This is a genomic window from Blautia argi (assembly GCF_003287895.1).
Classification (GTDB): domain Bacteria; phylum Bacillota; class Clostridia; order Lachnospirales; family Lachnospiraceae; genus Blautia; species Blautia argi.
On sequence record NZ_CP030280.1, the window covers coordinates 1,680,305 to 1,703,400 of the forward strand.

The window sequence follows — 23,096 nt, forward strand, 5'->3', positions numbered from 1 at the left end:
ATTTTTAGGAGGTGATAATTTGAAAGCTAAAAAATGGCTAATTATAATCACGTTAATTGTTTCAATAGTTTCTTTTATAATAGCATTTGTAATTGGCAAAAAAAGTACTTGCATATATTATGATGTTTCTATGGCTCTCTTTGGTAGTGCCGCCCTTGGCTTTATAATGTCAATAACAGAATATTATGTTGAAAGAAGAAAAGCTATGGAAGAGTTTTGGATTCAGGCAGTCAATGTATTAAAAGAATTGAAAAAAATTAAGCATTTAGATCTGGATGCTCCACTTGATTTGATTATAGAAGCATTTGGAGAAGAACGTTCAAATGAATGGAATCAAATGTTTGCTATGTTGTCTGAAGACAAAGAAATTCATCACGATGCTAAAAACAACTTAATTTCTTGGTATGAAGCGAATATTCCACTTCCTTTTGATGAGAATACTGATACCGACAAAGAGCTAGAGGAACTCTATAAGACCAAACTGGAAAGTTACAAAAAATCTTTTATGTACTGCATGGACAGCTATCAGATTGCTTCATCAGTAGAACTAGGATTATTAGATAACGCCTATGGTAACTTGGATTTCATCTTTGCTAATAGATGCATTCGCAAGAAGGCATATGATTCAATTTATGATAAAATCAGGAAGAGTGTTATTCAATTCAAAACAGAGGTATATCATTTCAATTTATTAAAAGACGGCAAAGGTAATTTTCCAGTGTGTGCAACAAAAGTTTCTGACTTAGACAAAGATTATTTTTGGTCAAACGAAGAAACTGTTCATGGTTATACCAATACTTTGATATACCAAAATATTTTTGATGATATTGATGCATCACTAGAGGAATTTAGATGCAAAATATATAGAACCAAATATGAAGCACCTAAAAGGGAGCCGATTTCGGGTAAGATGATATATTTTGGTGAAGATAAAGAATAATAACCTTACATACCATTTCGACACTTGAGTATAAGAAAATGACCACACCGGAGTAAGCTAATACTCTAGTGTGGTCATTCTGTTTTTAAGAGTTCCGATTGAAGGCTTCATTAACTGTGATTTTGTTAATCCCTAATTACGAACCCTTTTTCGCGACCTCTTTTTCTACTTTTTCAGTTTTTCTAAATCTTTATAAAAGTCTGGATAAGAAATATCCACGCAATCGGCTCTTGTAATTTCTGTTTCCCCCTCTGCCGCCATACCGGCAACAGCAAACGCCATGGCAATGCGGTGATCCAGATAACTGTCCAAAACCCCACCATGAAGAGGTTTACCGCCGGTGATAATCATACCGTCCTCCGTAGGTTCTACGTCAGCGCCCATGGCGGTGAGATGATGAACCATAATGTCCAGGCGGTTGGATTCCTTGACCTTTAATTCCTGGGCGTCCCGGATAATAGTTGTTCCCTCAGCGAAGGCAGCAAGAACCGACAGTACAGGAAGCTCGTCAATCAATGTGGGAATGAGAGCGCCTTCTATAACAGTCCCTTTTAAGGAACTGTGTCTTACCAGAAGGTCAGCCACTTCTTCTCCGCAGCAGGTGTGGGAATTCAGAATTTCTATTTTGGCGCCCATGGAAGCGCAGACCTTTAAGATACCGTCACGGGTGGGATTGATTCCCACATTCTGAATCAACAGCTCAGAGCCCGGTATCAGCAGCGCTGCAGCAATAAAATAAGCAGCAGATGAGATATCCCCTGGTACTTCTACCTTTTGTCCAATCAGTATTGGCTCCGGTTCCACCGTGGCTGTTGTTCCTTTACTGGATATCTTTGCTCCAAAGGAGCGAAGCATAAGTTCAGAATGATTTCTGGAAAGAAAGGGTTCTGTAACACTGGTTTGTCCGTCTGCATAAAGTCCTGCCAAAAGTACACAAGATTTTACCTGTGCAGAACTGACGGGAGATTGGTAATGCATACCCTTTAAAGGTCTTCCTGTAATGCGAAGGGGTGCAAGTCCGTTTCCGGAAAGACTTTCCACACACCCGCCCATAAGGGAAAGCGGAGCGATAACCCGTGTCATGGGCCGTTTTCTGATAGAAGCATCTCCGGTAAGTTCGCTGCTAAAGCGCTGTCCTGCCAGAATACCGGATAACAGTCGCATGGTTGTTCCGCTGTTTCCTACGTCCAGACAGGAAGAAGGAGCAGACAGACCATGCAGCCCCTTTCCGTGAATGAGGATTTCTTTTTCTGTCCGGGAAATATCAATTCCCATACTGCGAAAGCAGTTTATTGTAGACAGGCAGTCTGCCCCTTCCAGAAAATTGGTAACTGCTGTGGTTCCCTGAGCAAGAGAACCCAACATAACACCCCGATGGGAAATCGATTTATCTCCCGGAACTCTAAGTTCGCCTTTTAAGGGTATTGATTTTGTGAATTTCATAGGACAGTTCCCCCTTATCTTTCATATATGATATAGTTTCGTTTCTTTAATTGTTCCGCTGCCTGTGCTAAAGCGTCTTCGTCATAAAATTCAATTTTTAATACTCCGTCCTCAAATTCCCGATTGTGGAGAATGCCGATGTTTTTCATACTGATTCCATTCATGGAAAGAATGGTGGCAATGGTAGCAATGGCACCGGTTTCGTCCACCACATCGCAGTACAGAGTAAAAGATTTTTTTAAAGGTCCGCTGGGGGCATCACTGAAGGAATTGCGATAATCCCTGGAATTTACAAACATCTCATAAAGCCCGTTGGCATCTCTTTGATCTACCAGATATTTTGCCTGTACAATCAGGCGGATATATTCGTCCAGAACTTTAGAAATATGTTCCGGGTTTTCCAGACAGATTTGCTGCCACATATGAGGTGAAGAGGAAGCAATTCTGGTAATATCTTTAAAGCCTCCGGCAGCAATGGTTTTCATATGTTCCAGAGGGGAATCCAGCTTTTGAACTACGTTGACAAGAGAGGCTGCCACAATATGAGGCAGATGGCTGACACATGCAGTAATATAGTCATGCTCCTCCCAGGTGAGAATCATTGGCAAAGCTCCTATGGAAGAAACCAATTCTGTATAGTTTCCGATTTTATCCAGTCCTACCTCTTCAGAAGGGGTCAGAATGTAGTAGGCATTTTCAATCAAATGGTCTGTGGAATGCTCATATCCCGTCTTTTCACTTCCTGCCATGGGGTGTCCGCCAATGAAATTTGCCGCCATATCAAGGGCTGTAATCTTTTTGTGAATTTCTCCTTTTACACTTCCTACATCAGTGAGAATACAGCCGGGACGAATGGTTTGCTTTAACCAGGGAAGGCATTCCAGATTGTAGTCTACGGTTGCACAGAGAAAAATATAATCACAAAGAGCAAAGCGCGTATCTCTTTCTGTGCAGGCGATATCTACAATGCCGTCAAAAACAGCGTCCTCCAGTATATCTTTTGTACGGTTATACGCCATAATCTGATATTCAGGGTGAAATTTTCGGATTGCTTTGGCAATGGAGCCTCCGATAAGCCCCAGACCGATAAAACCAATGGTTGTGGTTTCCATGTATTTTTAACTCCTTCTATTTTATAAATATCATGTCAAACAGTATCATTTTATGACAGGTGAAGCAAAATGTCAATGATTTCACGCGTTAAAGCGAAACAATAAAATAACTTGTTTATTTTGAATAAAATACTTGAAATAATGAAAGCTTTTTAGTAAAATATACACATAACAAATTTGGGAGGTATTACATATGGACGTTTTTAGAACCGACAGAATTAGAAATGTGGTCCTGCTCGGACATGGGGGAGCCGGAAAAACAAGTCTGGCAGAGGCAATGGCTTATTTATCCGGTATGACAAGCCGCTTAGGCAAAGTAACAGACGGAAACACAGTCAGTGATTATGATAAAGAGGAGATAAAGAGAAAATTCTCTATTACGACATCTGTAGTTCCGGTTGAATGGGGAAAAGTAAAAATTAACGTATTGGATACACCGGGATATTTCGACTTTGTGGGGGAAGTGGAAGAAGCGGTGGCAGCAGCAGATGCGGCAATTATTGTGGTTTCCGGAAAGAGCGGTATTCAGGTTGGAACCCAGAAAGCATGGGAATTGTGCGAAAAATATAATCTTCCGAGAATGTTCTTTGTAACAGAAATGGATATTGATGATGTGAGTTACCGCCAGGTTGTAGAAGACTTGACAGAGCTGTACGGCAAAAAAATTGCGCCTCTTCATATGCCTATCCGTGAGGACGGTAAGTTTGTGGGGTATGTCAATATTGTAAAACAGGCAGGCCGTCGTTATATTGAAAGAGGACAGAAAAAAGAATGTGAAGTACCGGAATATTTACAGGAATATCTGGAAAAATACCACGAAACCCTTATGGAATCTGTAGCGGAAATCAGTGAAGAGTTTATGGATCGCTACTTTGCAGGAGAAGAATTCTCTGTTGCAGAAGTTTCCGCAGCTTTGAAGACAAATATTTCAGATGGCAGTATGATTCCTGTATGTATGGGTTCTACCATTAATATTCAGGGTGTTGCCAATCTGCTGGACGATATCTGTGGATATTTCCCAAGCCCGGATCAGAAGACCTGTGCAGGTATGAACACGAAAACAAATGAAATCTATCAGGCAGACTATGATTTTACAAAGGCAAAATCCGCGTATGTATTTAAAACCATTGTGGATCCGTTCCTTGGAAAATATTCTTTGATAAAGGTTTGCTCCGGTGTTATTAAGGGTGATGACACTCTGTACAATACAGGTAAAGAAACAGAAGAAAAACTGAATAAGCTGTATGTTTTAGAAGGTTCTAAGCCAATCGAAGTACCCGAACTTCATGCAGGCGATATCGGTGCGATTGCCAAATTAAATACCGTGGCAACCGGTGATACCCTTTCTGCCAAGACAACACCGATTCTCTATGGCAAAACAGAAATTTCTGTTCCATATACTTATAAACGTTATAAAACCGTAAACAAAGGGGATGAGGATAAGGTATCACAGGCTCTTGCAAAGATGATGCAGGAAGATTTAACCTTAAAGGCAGTAAACGATTCTCAGAATCACCAGTCCCTGCTCTACGGTATCGGCGAACAGCATCTGGATATTGTGGTAAGCAAATTAAAAGAGCGCTATAAGGTAGATATCGTTCTTTCTGAACCAAGAGTGCCATTCAAAGAAACCATTCGCAAAAAAGCAGATGTGGAATACAAATATAAAAAACAGTCAGGCGGTCACGGACAGTATGGACACGTTAAAATGACCTTTGAACCTTCCGGCGATTTGGAAACTCCTTATGTGTTTGAACAGACGGTTGTAGGCGGTGCTGTTCCGAAGAATTACTTCCCTGCTGTAGAAAAAGGTATTCAGGAATCTGTATTGAAGGGTCCTGTTGCTGCATATCCGGTTGTGGGCGTAAAAGCAACCTTGTATGATGGTTCTTATCACCCGGTAGATTCCTCTGAGATGGCATTTAAGACCGCGGCTATTCAGGCATTCAAGAAAGGCTTTATGGAGGCATCACCCATTCTCTTAGAGCCGATCGTTTCCATGAAGGTCAGTGTTCCGGATAGATATACCGGTGATGTTATGGGCGATTTGAATAAGAGAAGGGGTCGTGTGCTGGGTATGAACCCGGATACTGCCCATAAAGGAAATACTATTGTAGAAGCTGATGTTCCGATGCTGTCGATTTATGGATATTCTACAGACTTACGTTCCATGACAGGTGGAAGCGGATTATTCTCTTATGAATTTGCCCGTTACGAGCAGGCTCCTTCCGATATTCAGGAAAGAGAAATTGAAGCTCGGGCAAAGGCGGAAGAAGACTAAGGTTTTGTTGAAAAAATAGTTTAGTTCTAAATAATGGGAACTGCTGTGTTAAATATGTTCGATTTAATGCAGCAGTTCCATTTTGCGTTTATCCAAAATCATATCATTACATTTATTTTACAGAAAAGCAAACAACTGTCTTGTCACATGTAAAAAGCTGTTGTATAATAACTGTCAAATGCTTTTTGCAGGAGGATAAAAGAGAATGAAATCCATAAGAGAAGAAATAGAGCAGTTAAAGGAAGAGAAAAATGCTGTAATACTGGCACATTATTATGTACCGGAGGAAGTGCAGGAAATTGCAGATTATATAGGCGACTCTTACTATTTGGCAAAAAAGGCAAAAGAAACAAAGGCAGAGGTAATTGTATTTGCAGGCGTATCCTTTATGGGGGAGAGCGCAAAAATTTTAAATCCCTCAAAGAAAGTTCTAATGCCGGACGCTGACGCTGACTGTGCCATGGCACATATGGCTTCTATAGAAAAAGTAAAAGAAATGCGGGAAAAATACGAGGATTTGGCAGTGGTATGCTATATTAATTCAACAGCAGAATTAAAGACAGTTTCTGATGTTTGTGTGACCTCTTCCAATGCAGTAAAGATTGTAAAAGCCCTTCCCAATAAAAATATTTTCTTTATTCCTGATAGGAATCTGGGGGCTTATGTGGCAGAACAGGTGCCTGAAAAACATGTGATTCCAAATGACGGATATTGCCCGGTACATAAAGAAATTGCACCGCAGATTTTAAAAGAGGCAAAGGAAAAATATCCCAACGCCAAAGTCCTGGTACACCCGGAATGTATGCAGGAAGTGTTGAAAATGGCAGATTTTACAGGCAGTACCTCTGAGATTATTCAGTATGCGGAAACCTCTTTGGAAAAAGAATTTTTAATCGGTACAGAGGAAGGCGTGTTATACGAATTGAAGAAAAAATGTCCGGAAAAAACCTTTCATTGTGTGAGAAAAGGACAGTGCTGCCCTGATATGAAAAAGGTCACTTTAGAGAAGGTGAGAGATAGCCTGAAGTATGGTTCCCATGAGGTACAGGTGTCCCGGGACATCAGTGAGAAAGCCTTAAAGGCATTGGATAAAATGTTAGAGCTGGCAAAGTAGGGGGGACGATTCCATGAAGAAGATAAAGACAGATGTATTGATTGTAGGAACAGGAGCCAGCGGTCTTTTTGCAGCCCTTCACATTCCTTTGGACAGGCAAGTGCTGATGATTACAAAAGATGAAATTCAGTGCAGCGACTCCTATCTGGCGCAGGGGGGAATCTGTGTTTTAAGAGATGAAGACGATTATGACAGTTTTATGGAAGACACCTTAAAGGCAGGGCATTATGAAAATCGGAAGGAGTCTGTAGAGATTATGATTCGTTCCTCCAGAGCAGTGATTGAAGAGCTTTTGGAATATGGCGTAGACTTTGCAAAAAAGGACGGAGAGTTGGACTATACCAGAGAAGGTTGTCATTCAAAAGCCAGGATTCTTTTCCATGAGGACGTAACCGGAGAGGAGATTACCAGCAAACTTTTACAGGCAGCAAAGAAACGTTCCAATGTAAGAATCCTAGACCATGTAACCATGCTGGATATTATAGAAAGCGAAAATATCTGTCTGGGAATTTTGGCAGAAACAAAAGAAGGAGGGCTTCTGGGAATTGAGGCAGGTCAGACCATTTTGGCCAGCGGAGGGATTGGCGGATTGTATCAGCATTCTACAAATTATCCCCATCTTACCGGAGATGCTCTTGCCATAGCCATGCGTCATGGGGTAGAATTGGAGCATATAGATTATATCCAGATACACCCTACTACCTTGTACTCCACTCGGCCGGGAAGAAGATTTCTCATATCAGAATCTGTCCGGGGAGAGGGGGCAAAACTGTATAACGCAAAGGGAGAACGCTTTGCTAATGAAGTGCTTCCAAGAGATTTGATGACAGAGGCTATTTACAGACAAATGGAGGAAGATAAGAAGCCCTATGTATGGCTGGACATGAGTGTATTGGGAGAAAAAGTGATTTTAAGCCACTTCCCTCATATTTATGAAAGATGTCTGGAGGAGGGGTATGATGTGACAAAGGATTGGATTCCCGTAGTGCCGGCACAGCATTATTTTATGGGCGGTATTCATGTGGATTCAGATAGCAGAACCACGATGGACAGATTGTTTGCAATAGGAGAAACAAGCTGCAACGGCGTACATGGAGCCAACCGTCTGGCAAGCAATTCCCTTTTGGAGAGTCTGGTTTTTGCCAGAAGAGCGGCTGAGAAAATACAAAAACAGGAAAAAGAAAACAGAAAATTTGAAGAAACAGATGTCTTTGATACCTTGTGCCAGCAAGCGCAGGAAGGCATACAGATAGATAATCTGACAGAGATTTACAAACAGGAAATTTTACAGGAAATAGAAAAGGAGAAACAGGCAAAATGAATGACATTACTATGAATTTAAATGCAGATCATTTAATCAGACAGGCTTTACAGGAAGATATTACAAGTGAAGATATTACCACGAATGCAGTGATGAGGGAAGCGAAACAGGGAGAGGTGCAGCTTATCTGTAAACAGGACGGAGTTGTTGCAGGACTGGCTGTTTTTGAACGGGTTTTCAAGTTATTAGACAAAGATACCGAAGTGGAATTTTATGTAAAAGACGGAGAAAAAGTAAAAAATAAACAGCTTCTGGGAGTGGTAAGAGGCGATATCCGCGTTTTACTTTCCGGCGAACGTACAGCGCTGAATTATCTTCAGAGAATGAGTGGCATTGCCACCTATACAAGACAGATTGCAGATCTTTTAGAAGGGAGTAAAATCAAACTTCTGGATACCAGGAAGACAACTCCGAATATGAGAATTTTTGAAAAATATGCAGTGAAAGCAGGCGGCGGATACAATCACAGATATAATCTTTCTGACGGAATCTTATTAAAAGATAACCACATAGCAGCAGCAGGCGGCGTGCGTCAGGCCATTGAAATGGCAAGGGAATATGCGCCTTTTGTACGGAAAATTGAGGTGGAAACAGAAACTCTGGATATGGTAAAGGAGGCTGTAGAGGCAGGCGCAGATATTATTATGCTGGACAATATGACGCCGGAAACCATGAAAAAGGCTGTGGAACTTATTGATGGCCGCGCAGAAACAGAGTGTTCCGGAAATGTGACAAAAGAGAATATTGACAGGTTGATTTCTATTGGTGTAGACTATATTTCCAGCGGAGCTTTGACACACTCATCTCCGATTCTGGATCTTTCCCTGAAAAATCTTCGTGAAATTTAATCCATGGAATTCAGAAAAAGATGAGTAGCTTCGGTCTTGTGAAGAAAGGGTATAAAGCATGGTTGGAGAAACACGCAGAAAAGAAATTTTGAAGTATATTTCGGAAAGTGATACGCCAGTATCAGGAACAAAACTTGCAGAGCTTTTTCATGTGAGCAGACAGGTAATTGTACAGGATATTGCTCTGTTAAGGGCAGCAGATTCTGATATTCTTTCTACAAACAGAGGATATATTTGTTGCCATCCTCAAAAATATACCAGGATTTTTTCCGTTTGTCATACGGATGAACGAATAGAAGAAGAACTGAATATTGTGGCAGACTGTGGTGGAACAGTAGAAGATGTCTTTGTGCAGCATGAGGTGTACGGAGAATTAAGGGCAGTGTTGAATATCAGTTCCCGGCGTCAGGTAAAGCAGTTTTTAGAGGATATCCGAACCGGAAAATCCAGGCCTCTTACAAATCTTACTTCTGGTCACCATTGCCATACAGTCAGTGCGGACAGCGAGGAAATATTGGATATGATAGAGGAAGCGTTAAAAAAATCAGGTATCTGCAAAGACTGAAAGTAGAAAAGAAGGGGAAAAGATGTTAAAACCAGAAATAAGGACAGCCAGAAAAGAGGAAGCAGCTCTTCTGGCAAAGATAGAAGCCCTGTGCTTTCCAAAAGCAGAGGCAGCATCAGAGGAAGAAATCAGGGTACGCATGGAAACCTTTTTGGAAAATTTTTTTGTAGCTGAGATAGACGGAACGGTCGTAGGATTTATCAACGGAGGAACCACAGATAAGCCGAGCCTTCCGGACGAACTGTACCATAATGCCAGTCTGCATAAGCCGGAAGGGGCTTATCAGACAGTATTTGGCTTAGATATACTGCCAGAATACAGGCACCGGAAAATTGCGGGAAGTTTGTTGGAATATATGGTAGAGATAAGCAGGCAGAGAGGGAAAAAGGGAGTAATTCTTACCTGCAAGGAACACTTGATTCCTTTTTATGAAAGTCATGGCTTTCATAATTTCGGCGTTTCTCAGTCAGAGCATGGAAACGCAGTATGGTATGATATGAGAAGAGAGTTTTCAAAATAGAATAGGGCTGCTGTATATAGCTTCCATAAAGCGGCATACAGCAGCTTTTTTGCGAAATTCGACGTTTTTTGTTGTGTATATTTCCATATGATGATAAGATAAAAAGGTTTGCATGACTAGGATACCGTCAAGTTTGACGGAAAAAAGATGGGAGATTAACCAATGGAAAAACTCAAAATAAGGCAGATGATGTCTTTAACCTTAACTTTATTTGCTGTGTTCTTTGGAGCAGGCAATATGATTTTTCCTCCTGCAATGGGACAGAAGGCAGGGGAAAACTACCTACCGGCTCTTGTAGGATTTATTTTGACTGATGCAGGGATTGCTTTGCTTGGAATTGTTGCAGTGGTGCTGGTGGGGAACAAAATTATGGATCTGGGCGACCTTGTAAGCAGACACTTTTCTCTGTTTTTATCCATTACGGTTTATTTATTGATTGGACCGCTTTTTGCGCTTCCGAGAACAGGAAGCGTATCTTATGAGTTGGCGGTTCGCCCCTATGTGCCTCAGCAGTATGTATGGCTGGTTTCTCTTGGGGTAACGGCAGTATTCTTTTCCCTGACTTACTATTTCAGCGGGAATCCGGGTAAAATCGTAGACATTATCGGGAAATATATGACACCGATTTTGATTATCAGTATCACTCTGATTTTTCTGGTCTGTCTTTTTTCTGACAAATCAGGAAATACCTTGCAATATGGAGCAGCAAAGGAAGCTGTAGGAGAATACAGAAACATCGCCTTTTTTAAAGGAATGATTGAAGGCTATAATGCGCTGGACGGACCGGCAGGACCTGTGTTTGCGATTATTATTATCAATGCAGTCACTGGATTTCAGGTGAAGGAACGGAAAAATGTTGTAAAATATACCATTGTTTCCGGAATCGGAGCAGTTCTGATTTTAAGTGTGGTTTATTATATGCTGACGTATATCGGTGCTACAACACATACATCATTTGAAAATGGAGGCATTCTGTTAAGCGCAGTGGCAGGAGATCTTCTGGGACCTGTGGGTGGAATTGTGCTGGGTGCATCTGTGTTTTTGGCATGCATGACTACCTCCATTGGATTGACTACTTCTTTTGCAGATTATTTCCATGAACTGATACCTTCTGTATCCTATCGAAAAATAACAGCTGTGGTGTGTTTGTTCAGCTTTGCAGTAAGCAATGTAGGACTTTCTTACCTTATTGCTGTTTCCCAGCCGATATTAATGATGATTTATCCGGTTTTAATCGTACTGATTGTTCTTTCCTTTGGACAGAAGTGGATTGGAGATAAAAAAATGGTTTATATTCTCAGTATGGCCGCAGCATTTGCAGTGGCATTTTTAAATGCCATGGACAGTATTGGCATTACCTTCGGGGTTCTGACGGACTGGGGGCGTAAACTGCCTTTCTATCATCTGCATCTGGGGTGGATTGTTCCTGCGGTGTGTGGGGCAGTACTGGGAGCGGTTGTAAAAAAGAAAACCTGAGAAAGAATAGGAGCGTCTGTAGAATAGCAGGCGCTTTTTATAAAATCTTTATAGGAACTTGAACAAGGGTTGTTGAAAGTGTCAGACAGGCATGATACAATGGGGAACAAAGCAGAAAATCTGCTTGGAAAGGTTGGTAAAACTATGAAGAAGAAAATAGCAGCAGGTTTGACGTTGCTGGTGTTGGCGTTTTTGTATTATTATGTGACACTGCCGGCAATCAACATTCACGAAAGCGGTTTCTGGTTCTTTCTGGGAGCTTTAGTTGCAGCCATAATGATTCTCTACGCAATCAGGAAGAGAATTTCCAGTGTACAGGAGCTTCGGTCAAACAAGGTACTGAAGTTCGGAGTTTTTGTGATTCTGGCAATCGTTGTCGTATATGCAGCAGGTTCTCTTTTATCCTCTCCTATTGTGAATGCCAGGAAATATCAGAAGCTGGTGACACCGGAAGAGCGGGATTTTACAGAGGATATCAAGGAGATCAGCTATGACCAGATTCCTCTTCTGGATAAAGAATCAGCAGAGCTTTTAGGCAACAGAAAAAATGGGAAGCATGGTAGATATGGTATCTCAGTTTGAGGTAAGCAGCCTGTATTCCCAGATTAATTATCAGGAGCAGCCTTACCGTGTTTCCCCTTTGGTTTATGCCAGTGGCATTAAATGGCTGACGAATCAGAAGGAAGGAATTCCTGCCTATATCCGTATTGATATGGCGACGCAGAATACAGAACTTGTAAAGCTGGATACACCAATAAAATATTCAGAGTCTGAGTATTTTAACCGGAATATTTACCGTCATCTGCGGTTTAAGTATCCTACCTATATGTTTGACCAGTTAAGCTTTGAAATTGATGATAACGGAACTCCTTACTGGATTTGTCCGGTGAAGAAATTTAATATTGGGCTTTTCGGAGGTCAGACCATTGGAAAAGTGGTATTGTGCAATGCTCAGACAGGAGAAACTACAGAATATAAAATTGAGGATTGTCCGAAATGGGTGGACAGGGCTTATCCTTCAGACCTTCTCTTAGAGCTGTATAATTATCATGGTATGCTGAAAAACGGATTTTTGAACAGTGTTTTGGGACAGAAAGGCTGTCTGAAAACAACAGATGGTTTCAATTACCTGACACTGGACGATGATGTCTGGGTATACACCGGTGTTACCTCTGTCAGTGGTGACAAATCAAATGTAGGATTTGTATTGATGAATCAGAGAACCATGGAAACCAGATATTATGTATGTGACGGTGCACAGGAGCGTTCAGCCATGGATTCTGCAGAAGGGCAGGTACAGAACTTAAAATATACGGCAGCTTTCCCGCTGCTTTTGAATATTTCCGATCAGCCGACGTATTTTATGGCATTAAAGGACGGTGCAGGACTGGTTAAGAAATATGCTATGGTAAATGTGCAGAAATACCAGACAGTTGCCATTGGAGATACTGTGGAAGAATGTGAGAAAAATTATGAAAAGCTGCTGGCTGAAGGTGGAGGCAAAAAGCCTGATGGTAAAGAAGGTGATTATCGTATTACCGGTAAAATTGAGAAAATTGCTCAGGCAGTCATTGAAGGAAACTCTCATTTTTACATTACCTTTGAGGGAACGGATCTGATACTCACCACACCGGAGGAAAATGCCGAAGAGCTGGAGATGCCTTTGATTTTTGATGTTCCGGTTACAGAATTTCCGGAGATTATTACCTATAATCCGGGAGATGGATTAAGCTTGAATTTCCTGCCGGGAGATAAAATCTGTTCTGTACTTTCTTTGGGAAATGACCAGAAGGAGCAGACAGAAAAAACCCAGACAGGGGTTGACAAAGAGGTAATCACTGAGTAAAATGTGTAGTAGCTTTATAAGGAAAAGCGTTGAAGAGGAGTATTAAGAAACACCGCATAGAAGCGTTTAAAACGAAAAGCAAGAGAGCTGCCGGGTGGTGCAAGGCAGGTATGCAGGATTCCCAACTCGCCTCAGAGTTCCCGGATTGAACAGACTGAAGCCAGTGAAAAGTAGATACGGGCGGGATTTCCCGTTACAGAAAAAAAGAGTGCGCGGACAGAATGAATCCGCGAATTAGAGTGGTACCACGGAAAAGAAACCCTTTCGCCTCTAGCATTAGGAGGCGGAGGGGTATTTTTATTTCAAAGGAGGAAAAAAACATGGCAGTACCTTATAATTATAAGGCAATTGAACAGAAATGGCGCAAAAACTGGGAGGAACACCCGGTAAACGTAGATGACGGAAAAAAACCGAAATACTATTGTCTGGATATGTTTCCGTATCCTTCAGGAAATGGCCTTCATGTAGGACACTGGAGAGGATATGTTATCTCTGATGTCTGGAGCCGTTTTAAAATGATGCAGGGATATTACCTGATTCACCCAATGGGCTGGGACGCTTTCGGTCTTCCGGCAGAAAACTATGCTATTAAAATGGGTGTTCACCCGGCAAAATCCACAGCAGACAACATTGCCAATATTAAAAGACAGATTAATGACATTGCAGCTATTTATGACTGGGACAGAGAGGTAAATACCACTGACCCTGCCTTTTATAAATGGACACAGTGGATTTTTGTGAAGATGTTTAAAGAAGGTTTAGCTTATGAAAAGGAATTCCCGATTAACTGGTGTCCTTCCTGTAAAACAGGTCTGGCTAATGAAGAGGTTGTAAACGGTAAATGTGAACGCTGCGGTTCTGAGGTTACAAAGAAAAATCTTCGTCAGTGGATGCTGAGAATTACCAAATATGCAGACCGTCTTTTAGATGACCTGGATAAACTGGACTGGCCGGAAAAAGTAAAGAAAATGCAGGCAGAATGGATTGGAAAGTCCTATGGTGCAGAGGTAGATTTCCCGGTTGAAGGAAGAGAAGAAAAGATTACAGTTTATACCACAAGGCCGGATACCCTTCATGGAGCAACTTTTATGGTACTGGCGCCGGAGCATGCTATGGCAAAAGAGCTGGCTACTGATGAAACAAGAGAAGCTGTGGAAAAATATATTTACGATGCTTCTATGAAATCCAATGTAGATCGTCTGCAGGATAAGGAAAAAACAGGTGTATTTACAGGAAGCTATGCAGTAAATCCATTAAACGGTAAAAAGATGCCTATCTGGCTGTCTGACTATGTATTGGCAGATTACGGTACAGGTGCGATTATGTGTGTACCTGCTCATGATGACCGTGATTTTGAGTTTGCTACAAAATTCAATATTCCGATTATTCAGGTTATTGCCAAAGACGGAAAAGAAATTGAAAATATGACAGAAGCTTATACAGAAGCTTCCGGTACCATGATTAACTCCGGTGACTGGAATGGTATGGAATCTGCAGTACTGAAAAAGGAAGCGCCTATTATGATTGAAAAAATGGGAATCGGACGCAAGACAGTAAATTACAAGTTGCGTGATTGGGTATTCTCCCGTCAGCGTTATTGGGGTGAACCAATTCCGATTATTCACTGTCCGAACTGCGGTAACGTACCGGTGCCGGAAGATCAGCTTCCGTTGACTTTGCCGGAGGTAGAATCCTACGAACCTACAGGCACAGGAGAGTCCCCGCTTGCAGGTATTGATGAATGGGTGAATACAACCTGTCCTTGCTGCGGCGCGCCGGCCAAAAGAGAAACAAACACCATGCCGCAGTGGGCTGGTTCTTCCTGGTATTTCCTGCGTTATGTAGACAGCAAAAATGACAAGGCTCTGGTATCTAAAGAAAAAGCAAACAAATATCTGCCGGTAGATATGTACATCGGCGGTGTAGAACATGCGGTACTGCATCTTCTGTATTCCCGTTTCTATACAAAATTCCTGCATGATATCGGGGTTGTGGATTTTGATGAACCGTTTACCAAGTTATTTAACCAGGGTATGATTACTGGAAAGAACGGTATTAAAATGAGTAAATCCAAAGGAAACGTGGTATCTCCTGACGATTTGGTAAGAGATTACGGCTGTGATTCCTTAAGACTTTACGAACTCTTTGTAGGTCCGCCGGAATTAGATGCAGAATGGGACGACAGAGGTATTGATGGTGTTTACCGTTTCTTAAATCGTTTCTGGAAGTTGGCTATGGACAGCAAGGAAGCAAATGTGGAAGCAACAAAGGAAATGGTGAAACTTCGTCACAAGCTGGTGTTTGATATTACACAGCGTCTGGAAAGCTTTAGCTTAAATACGGTTATTTCCGGATTTATGGAGTACAATAACAAATTTATTGAAATGGCTAAGAAAACAGGCGGTATTGATAAAGAAACCATCGAAACCTTTACACAGCTTCTGGCACCGTTTGCCCCTCATATTTCAGAAGAACTGTGGCAGGAATACGGACATGAAGATTCTGTTTTCCATACACAGTGGCCAAAGGCAGATGCAGAAGCTATGAAAGACGATGAAATCGAGGTTCCTGTACAGATTAACGGTAAGACAAAAGCTGTTGTATGCATCAGCGCAGATGCTACAAAGGAAGAGGCGATTGCAGCAGGTAAGGAAGCTATTGCAGATAAGCTGACTGGAACTATCGTGAAGGAAATTTATGTTCCTAAGAAAATAATTAATATTGTGCAGAAATAAGCAGTGCAGATAAGAAAAAAGATGGACTTCTCCTATTTATAGGAATAAGGACATCTTTTTTCTTATCTATAGGGCGTATGCCTGTCAGATGAGGTGGATCGAAACAGAATCCGACTTGAGCAGCATTTGCTATAAAGTGCTTGGAAATATTGAAAAGTTCGCTTAAAATCAAAATTTACGGACAATTTTCTTAAAAGAAAAGGTACTGTAGAATAACGCAAAATATCGTAACAGGTTTTTAAAATTGAGGTTTGGAGTTTTTTCTGTTATAATAAAATTATATATTGCGTGTTTTGAAAGGCTTAAGTATAATGAATTTGAGGTGAACACAATGCTTTTATTTTCAACGATTGAAGATGTCCATATAACTTGACAGGAGCTATCTGGAAGAGGTATTGAAGGTGGAGCATAAACAGGAATGAATATTGCACTTGAAATAATAAAGAATATGTTTTAGGAATAAAAGCTTTATTTTACCCAATTTTCCGAGGATTTGGACATAAATCCAGGCCTCGGATTTTTTGCGTTTTGTGGATATAAGCTTGAATAAATCTGCAGAAATAAAGGAGAGTTGTATGAACAATACACAATATAAAGAGTTATGGTCTTCCTTAAGTAAAAGAAGCAGGCGCATTGAAACAAAAATGGATGCTTTGACACGAAAGAGAACGGGAAGCTATTATACGGATTTGGAGCTTACAGATGCGATGATGAGGGAACTGGTTGAACATCTCAAGGATAAAAATCCGACAAAAAAACTATATGACTATCGTTTTTTAGAACCATGTGTTGGTGCGGGAAATTTTGTCTTTTCATACATCAAAGCTGTTAAAGCTACTGGAATTAATAAAGAGAATGCCAAAATTATGTTGGATAATCTTTATGTTGCAGATGTAAATACAGATGCTCTTAATGGATATAAAGAATCTTTGAGGGAAATATCCAGGGTATTTTGGAATATTCAGTTGTCAGAAGAATACTTTGAACAACACATAGGAAACGGTTTGTTAATTGACGTAACAGCAACAGAACCGGTCTATATTGATATAAACAAAATTTTCCCCCCGGAGATTGTAGGAAACGGCTTTGACATTGTTGTTACAAATCCACCTTTTAAAAATCTAAAAGCTGAGCGTGGACATTACGGAAATAAAGAGGAGTATTATAGGGACAAAGACAAGTATTCCGCAATTTCAAAAATAGTAAAGAAACGTTTCAGATATTCCACAGAAGGGATTTTGAATTTATATAAATTATTTGCGGAAGAAATTATTGACCAATATGCAAATGAAACCGCATTTGTCAGTCTGTTGATTCCCTCTTCCATAATGTCTGATAAGATGTGTACAAAGTTAAGAACACATATACTCAAAGATAACAAATTAATTTCTGTAAAGGTGATTGGAGAAGGCAGCGGATACATAGATGCCCAGCAGGCTTTAAGTTCCATTTTTTTACAAAAGGGCAGTAAAACAGATAAGGTAACGATTGTTAAAGATTATTGTAAGAACCCAGGAGATATTGCAGAAGTTACAATAAACGATATTTTGAACGAAAATACTGGAAATGCGATTGTTGCGGTTTTTTCAAAAGAATATCAGATTTTGCGGAAGCTAAGGCAGTTTCCGGTTGTTAAGGAGCTTTCTTTTATAACTAACTTAAGAGGAGAATTGGATTTAACTGCAAACAAGCATAATATTGTTCATATGAATACAGGCTATCCGCTGATAAGAGGCAGGAATATTGGTTATTACAATTTACTGGCTGCATCAGAAAACGAATTTGTGGCAGTTGAATTTGTCAATACAACAAAAAAGAAATGCTATATTGAACAGGAGAGAATTATATGCCAGCAAATCGCGAATATGAATAAGGAGAGGCGTGTGACTTTTGCATTGGCTCCCCAAAATTGTGTATTAGGAAATTCGTGTAATTTTATATCTGTAGGAGAAAACCCATATGGAATAGATATATATACGCTGTTAGGCTTATTCAATACCAAAATAATAAACTGGTTATTCAAATTGACAAGCAGCAATAATCATGTCAACAATTACGAGATTGACTGCTTTCCGATTCCTGTAGAAGCACCGGAATTAAAAGAGATTTCTATGCTTACAAGGATATTTCTGAATGAACAGAATGATTTAGTTCTTGAGGAAATAGAAGAATTGGCATATAAAGCGTATGGTATTTTAGCATATAGAGGAGAAGAGAAATGAACAGGAATAAATATGTTAGAGATTATACAGATGCGATAAAGAATCTTCTTCCTCAAATGACAGAGGATGAAGGGAATGGTATCCTTAGTGGAAAGCTGAAAATAGACAGTTTTCTTGAGGAACTTGGCAAATTTGATAAGAATGTTTCCAAAGGAATAACCGCAAAATATATGGCACTTTTTCAGGGGCTTTTGTTGAACCATACCACTTTTAAACTGAGTGATTTGGATTTGGAAATGATAAAGTCTGTACCGCCTGGAGGAAACTGGAAGAATATTCCAGTGGAAACAGTAGAGAAATCCAAGAGGCTGAAACGGATAACGCAAACAGGCGGTCGAACAACCCTATATGGTCGGATTGACTACAATAAACCAAGCTATACGATTACTACTTACTTTAACAGACCGGGAAATGGAACATATGTACATCCGGTTCACGAAAGAGTATTAACAGTAAGAGAGGCTGCAAGATTTCAGACCTTTAGGGATGAGTATTATTTTTTTGGTAATAAAACGCAACTTTTAAAGCAGGTGGGAAATGCAGTGCCGACGTTACTGGCATACCAAATCGCGCGTGAGATAAAAAAGAAAACAGGATGTTCTAAATCTATTGATTTGTTCTGTGGTGCAGGTGGTATGACAGCAGGGTTTAAGGCGGCAGGCATTTATTCATTGTTGAGTAATGACATTGAAGAGAGTGCCTGTGTTACTTTAAAGATAAATAATCCTGAAATTAAAGTCTTATGCGGGGACATCACGAAAGAAGAAACAAAAGCTGCTATTGAGAAGGCTGCGTTGGAGGGGGAAGCAGATATCATATGCGGAGGTCCGCCTTGTCAGGGATTTTCAATGGCAGGTTTTAGAGCAGCGGATGACCCCAGAAATCAACTGTTCCGGGAATTTGTTGATATAGTCAAGAGGGTAAATCCCAAAGTGATTGTATTTGAAAATGTGGAAGGGCTGTTGAGTTATCAAGGAGGAAAAACATACTGTGAGGTACACACACTTTTTGCAAAACTCGGATATCTTACAGAAGGCAGAACTTTAATGGCAAGTGATTTTGCTGTTCCTCAAAAAAGAAAAAGAGTTATTCTTATATGTACCCGAAAGGATATCGCGATTTCTCCAGGAGAATTATTTCCAAGTCCAATCACTGTCGAGGAAGCATGTCAGGTTACTGTACGAGAAACGATTGCAGATTTGGAAACAGTTCCCTGTGATGATACTGCAAGATATGCAGACTGTGATGAATCGGAGATACTTAAGTTTTTTAAGGGAGAGATAACATATGAAGAATATATAAATCTGAAAACGCCAGATGATTTCGAAAAAGAGAAAACAGAAGAGGCATATAAGCAGTTAAGTTTCATAGACTTGCTGTAAGGGAGAGGAGGATTACCAGCAGTGTGGTACTCATCCTCCTTATACTTTACAGAGAACAGATGATTCTTTTTTCAATTGCTTCAATAAGGTTAATTATAAGCTGCTTGTTCTTTACCAAAGAAACATCAGCTTCGATGCTGGAACAGATAGATTCAAGAACTGCAAGTTCAGTTGAAGTGAGATTATGTTTATTGTTACGGTTCTCTTTTTTATTATAATCGTAGATTGCCTGAATCGCAATCCTTTGGTATCTGTCAGTTTCGTATTGATTGCGTTCGGTATAGTGTCTATCTGTTTTGTCAATAATTTCCCCTCTGTCATTAAAGGTATAGGAATACTTGAAAGTATAAAAATTTGGTTCTAAAAATGCAGAAACAAGAAAAGTTTCCCCTTTGTTAGGACAATTTTCAAGTATAGTTCGTAAAATGAACATAAAATTTGCCATGTTTTGCTTTAATGCATCGCGGTAAACAGTAGGCACTTTGTCAGGATTAGCAGAATAATTTGCTTTTATAAATTCCCAGATTAACCTTGATTGCCATGACATGGGATATATGCCGGTTCTTTGTTCTGTTTCGATAATGCTTTCAATATCTATGATTTGTAAGCGGTCACGTTTTGAAGAATTATCTCCCGTAGACATAGGCTGCAGGTAGCGTGGGTCGTGGACAAAGCCCAAAGAAATTGGGCCAATATGGTCAGCGGATATACCATTAAAGAAGCTGCTTCCCATGAACTGATTTGCTGCATGAATGTTTCCGTCGCTCCAATATTCATACGCACGTCTGTCCTTGGTATAAGATTTAAGGTTTTCCTTTGAACGACCTTTATCCTGAACAGATCTACAACAGCGATTATATGTATGGAACCCGTCATAACGATCAGGAAAGTTCGACATAGCTCCTGGCCCCAGGTATTTTTTATCACCCTTACGGCAGGCATGCTCTAATGCAGCTATAATTTCATGCTTTTCGGAATTTTGTGCATCTAAATTCAGCTTTCCTTTATTAATCAGAAAAGCTGCAATATCATTTTTGCGAATACCCTGGTTGATGAGTTCATCCCAGATATCGCTGATATGGTCACAGTCAGAAAAACTCGTACCAAATTTTTGGTTTAAGGCTTTGAGAAAATTTGCGTTCGGGTAGTGGTAGTAAAGGGACATCTTTTTACCACAAATTTGGCATACCTTCCATTTAGTCGGGTGAATTTTAAGCATTACATCAGCATACATTCCTGGATAGGTTTCCTCTGTTTTTGTGAGGCCTAATTCCTGGGCTTTTTGAATGCACCAGTGAATTCTTTTTTGACCTGTTTCTGATTTTGCAGTTGCTATCCAGGTGTATGAACCATCAGCTTTCTTTTTGATTGGTAATCCTTTGTAATTTGGGTGATTTACGATTTCTTCCATATATTTGAGAAATTGTGGATGCCATTGTTTTTCATCTTGCGCCATAATAGAACCTCCTGATTGTGTAGGTAGAGTTCGGCTTTTGTCAGCCGAAATTTAATGCATAATAATAGGGAAACAAGGTTTTTGTCTTATTATATCAAACGGCAGTCAGAAAATCTATATGTTCGTTCCCAATTATATCCATAAAGCATTTTCTTACTTTTTGTTTGGAGATTTTCAACAAAGTAATCCTTCACCCTAACATGGTGCATCGGATGGAAGGGACTCGACTACACTGCTAACCTGTAATGATAATCTTGCCTTTTGCTTCCACATCATCCAGAATCACTTCTCCCACATCCGGTACTGTGATTACTCCGGTCAGAGGGTTTTTAATACTGTCAACTTTAGTGATGATAGTTGCTTCTACTTGTGATTTTTCAAAAGCTAAATCCGTTTCAACCATCTCACAATCAACCAGTTTCAGATTTTTACAATAGCAGAAAGGCTGTGTTCCAATGATCTTACAGTTAATCAAAATAAGATTATTAGAATACCATGCCAGATATTCTCCTTTTATGGTGCTGTTTCGAATCGTAATGTTTTCTCCATGCCAAAATGCATCTTTAGTATCAAATACACAATTATCAAACTGGGCATTTTTAATGTATTGGAATGAATATTTTCCTTGAAAATGTACCCTACGGAATATTAAGTTTTCTGAACGCATCATAAAATATTCGCTGATTGCAGTGGTATCTTCCATACAAATTTTCTGAACAGACCATCCGAATTCTGAAGAAATAATATCGCAATTTTGAATAGTCACATCACTACATTCTCGAAACGCTTTGATTCCATGGAGCTTGCTGTCTGTTACTATCACATGATTGGAATACCACAATGCTGCTCGGCAATTTACTGTCATTTCTGAATGACTAATAGTAAGTCCGCAATCATGCCAAAATGGATATCGGAGATTGAAAAGGCAGTGCTTTGCTTCAATTTGGTTGCATTCTTTAAATGCACTTTCGCCATCTGCCGGTCCATCAAAGTAACAATTTTTTACCAAAAGCCCATTACTCCCATAAAGAGCACGTTCCTCGTCAAATTTTTGATTTTCTATTATTTTCAAACTTATTCCTCCTAGTTCGTCGTGCGAAAAAGAAAATCTCCCGATTTGAAACACCAAGTAGTCAAGACAAGCTATCTTCTTTTGAACTATATGCAATGAGTTGTTCCGGCTTTATTTCTGTACCGGCTATATTTATAGTTACCGCCTATTTACATTTTTTATCTTTCTGGTTTAATTATAAAAAGGCGAAATAGCAATAGCAAATACTTATATACTATATACTTCAATAGTTGAAAACTATCCAAAAACAAGTTATACTATATTCGTTTCGCTCAAAAAGGAAGGAGGAGGTAATAATGGAGTTACGTGTACTAGGTTACTTCCTTGCAGTTGCAAGAGAACAAAGCATTATTAGAGCAAATCAAGATGACAGCAAAGGCACTTTAACCGCATGGATCAATAAAGAACTATCTGAATTGGAAATTGTAGCAACTTACAATTTACTATTTAATGCATCTTTGATGGTTGAAGAAGGACTGGGATATGCCATTGGATTAGATAAAATAATCAACACAGCCGGAAACAATACGCTGTGCTTTCGACCTCTTTCTCCACAAACAGAAGCAGGTATGCACATCGTTTGGAAGAAATATCAGGTATTTTCTAAAGCGTCCGAAAAATTTATCGAAAAACTAAAATTAGTATCTTTATGAAAAAGGCAAAATTGCCGATATCTTGAGCGCCCTGTTGCTGACTTTGCTTTCTTCTGGCGCTGTCCCAATGAAACATTAATGCGGAAAGTCTGGGTGAAGCAGTCAGCCTA

General features: G+C 40.0%; 16 protein-coding genes, 1 pseudogene and 1 other annotated feature. Of the genes and pseudogenes, 13 read left to right on the plus strand and 4 right to left on the minus strand.

Going from position 1 to position 23,096, the window contains the following annotated elements; genetic code table 11:
* Positions 1-19: 19 nt before the first annotated feature.
* Positions 20-940, plus strand: a complete 921-nt coding sequence (locus tag DQQ01_RS08225) for a hypothetical protein (RefSeq protein WP_111919622.1) — start codon at positions 20-22, stop codon at positions 938-940.
* 165 nt (positions 941-1,105) lie between these two features.
* Here DQQ01_RS08225 and aroA read toward each other — a convergent pair whose 3' ends face one another.
* Together aroA and DQQ01_RS08235 are read right to left on the minus strand one after the other, a co-directional pair.
* A complete protein-coding gene (aroA, locus tag DQQ01_RS08230) occupies positions 1,106-2,383 on the minus strand; it encodes a 3-phosphoshikimate 1-carboxyvinyltransferase (protein WP_111919623.1) in 1,278 nt (425 codons plus the stop codon).
* Positions 2,384-2,397: 14 nt separating this feature from the next.
* Entirely contained in the window at positions 2,398-3,495 is a 1,098-nt protein-coding gene (locus DQQ01_RS08235; protein ID WP_111919624.1) for a prephenate dehydrogenase, read from the minus strand.
* Between the two features lie 193 nt (positions 3,496-3,688).
* On the opposite strand from DQQ01_RS08235, the gene DQQ01_RS08240 reads away from it, so the two are divergent.
* The 11 genes and pseudogenes from DQQ01_RS08240 (at position 3,689) to dcm (ending at position 19,805) form a co-directional block, all read left to right on the plus strand.
* Positions 3,689-5,776: an elongation factor G gene (locus DQQ01_RS08240; RefSeq protein ID WP_111919625.1), complete on the plus strand. Its 2,088-nt coding sequence runs from the start codon at positions 3,689-3,691 to the stop codon at positions 5,774-5,776.
* A 205-nt stretch (positions 5,777-5,981) separates the two neighbouring features.
* Complete coding sequence (gene nadA, locus DQQ01_RS08245; protein WP_111919626.1) at positions 5,982-6,890, plus strand: quinolinate synthase NadA; 909 nt, start codon at positions 5,982-5,984, stop codon at positions 6,888-6,890.
* A 13-nt stretch (positions 6,891-6,903) separates the two neighbouring features.
* On the plus strand, positions 6,904-8,211 hold the full coding sequence (locus DQQ01_RS08250; RefSeq protein WP_111919627.1) for an L-aspartate oxidase: 1,308 nt from the start codon (positions 6,904-6,906) through the stop codon (positions 8,209-8,211).
* On the plus strand, positions 8,208-9,059 hold the full coding sequence (gene nadC, locus DQQ01_RS08255; protein ID WP_111919628.1) for a carboxylating nicotinate-nucleotide diphosphorylase: 852 nt from the start codon (positions 8,208-8,210) through the stop codon (positions 9,057-9,059). Before DQQ01_RS08250 ends, nadC begins: the two co-directional genes overlap by 4 nt.
* Before the next feature lie 58 nt (positions 9,060-9,117).
* The gene (locus tag DQQ01_RS08260; RefSeq protein WP_111919629.1) at positions 9,118-9,624 is read left to right on the plus strand and encodes a transcription repressor NadR; all 507 of its coding nucleotides are present in this window, start codon (positions 9,118-9,120) and stop codon (positions 9,622-9,624) included.
* Between the two features lie 22 nt (positions 9,625-9,646).
* Complete coding sequence (locus tag DQQ01_RS08265) at positions 9,647-10,144, plus strand: GNAT family N-acetyltransferase (protein WP_111919630.1); 498 nt, start codon at positions 9,647-9,649, stop codon at positions 10,142-10,144.
* Between the two features lie 162 nt (positions 10,145-10,306).
* A complete protein-coding gene (gene brnQ, locus DQQ01_RS08270) occupies positions 10,307-11,620 on the plus strand; it encodes a branched-chain amino acid transport system II carrier protein (RefSeq protein WP_111919631.1) in 1,314 nt (437 codons plus the stop codon).
* 144 nt (positions 11,621-11,764) lie between these two features.
* A pseudogene (locus DQQ01_RS08275) lies at positions 11,765-13,466 on the plus strand (CvpA family protein).
* 20 nt (positions 13,467-13,486) lie between these two features.
* Positions 13,487-13,741: a binding site (T-box leader), on the plus strand.
* A gap of 45 nt (positions 13,742-13,786) precedes the next feature.
* A complete protein-coding gene (gene leuS / locus DQQ01_RS08280) occupies positions 13,787-16,201 on the plus strand; it encodes a leucine--tRNA ligase (protein ID WP_111919632.1) in 2,415 nt (804 codons plus the stop codon).
* Between the two features lie 575 nt (positions 16,202-16,776).
* On the plus strand, positions 16,777-18,423 hold the full coding sequence (locus tag DQQ01_RS08285) for an Alw26I/Eco31I/Esp3I family type II restriction adenine-specific DNA-methyltransferase (RefSeq protein ID WP_111919633.1): 1,647 nt from the start codon (positions 16,777-16,779) through the stop codon (positions 18,421-18,423).
* The gene (gene dcm / locus DQQ01_RS08290) at positions 18,420-19,805 is read left to right on the plus strand and encodes a DNA cytosine methyltransferase (RefSeq protein WP_111919634.1); all 1,386 of its coding nucleotides are present in this window, start codon (positions 18,420-18,422) and stop codon (positions 19,803-19,805) included. The genes DQQ01_RS08285 and dcm overlap by 4 nt, the downstream gene beginning before the upstream one ends.
* Before the next feature lie 46 nt (positions 19,806-19,851).
* Here the strand turns inward: dcm and DQQ01_RS08295 are convergent, their stop codons facing one another.
* Together DQQ01_RS08295 and DQQ01_RS08300 are read right to left on the minus strand one after the other, a co-directional pair.
* Positions 19,852-21,261: an Alw26I/Eco31I/Esp3I family type II restriction endonuclease gene (locus tag DQQ01_RS08295; protein WP_111919635.1), complete on the minus strand. Its 1,410-nt coding sequence runs from the start codon at positions 21,259-21,261 to the stop codon at positions 19,852-19,854.
* Positions 21,262-21,496: 235 nt separating this feature from the next.
* Complete coding sequence (locus DQQ01_RS08300) at positions 21,497-22,333, minus strand: DUF3737 family protein (RefSeq protein WP_111919636.1); 837 nt, start codon at positions 22,331-22,333, stop codon at positions 21,497-21,499.
* A 296-nt stretch (positions 22,334-22,629) separates the two neighbouring features.
* Between DQQ01_RS08300 and DQQ01_RS08305 the strand changes: the two genes are divergently transcribed.
* Entirely contained in the window at positions 22,630-22,986 is a 357-nt protein-coding gene (locus tag DQQ01_RS08305; protein WP_111919637.1) for a type 2 periplasmic-binding domain-containing protein, read from the plus strand.
* Positions 22,987-23,096 lie beyond the last annotated feature (110 nt).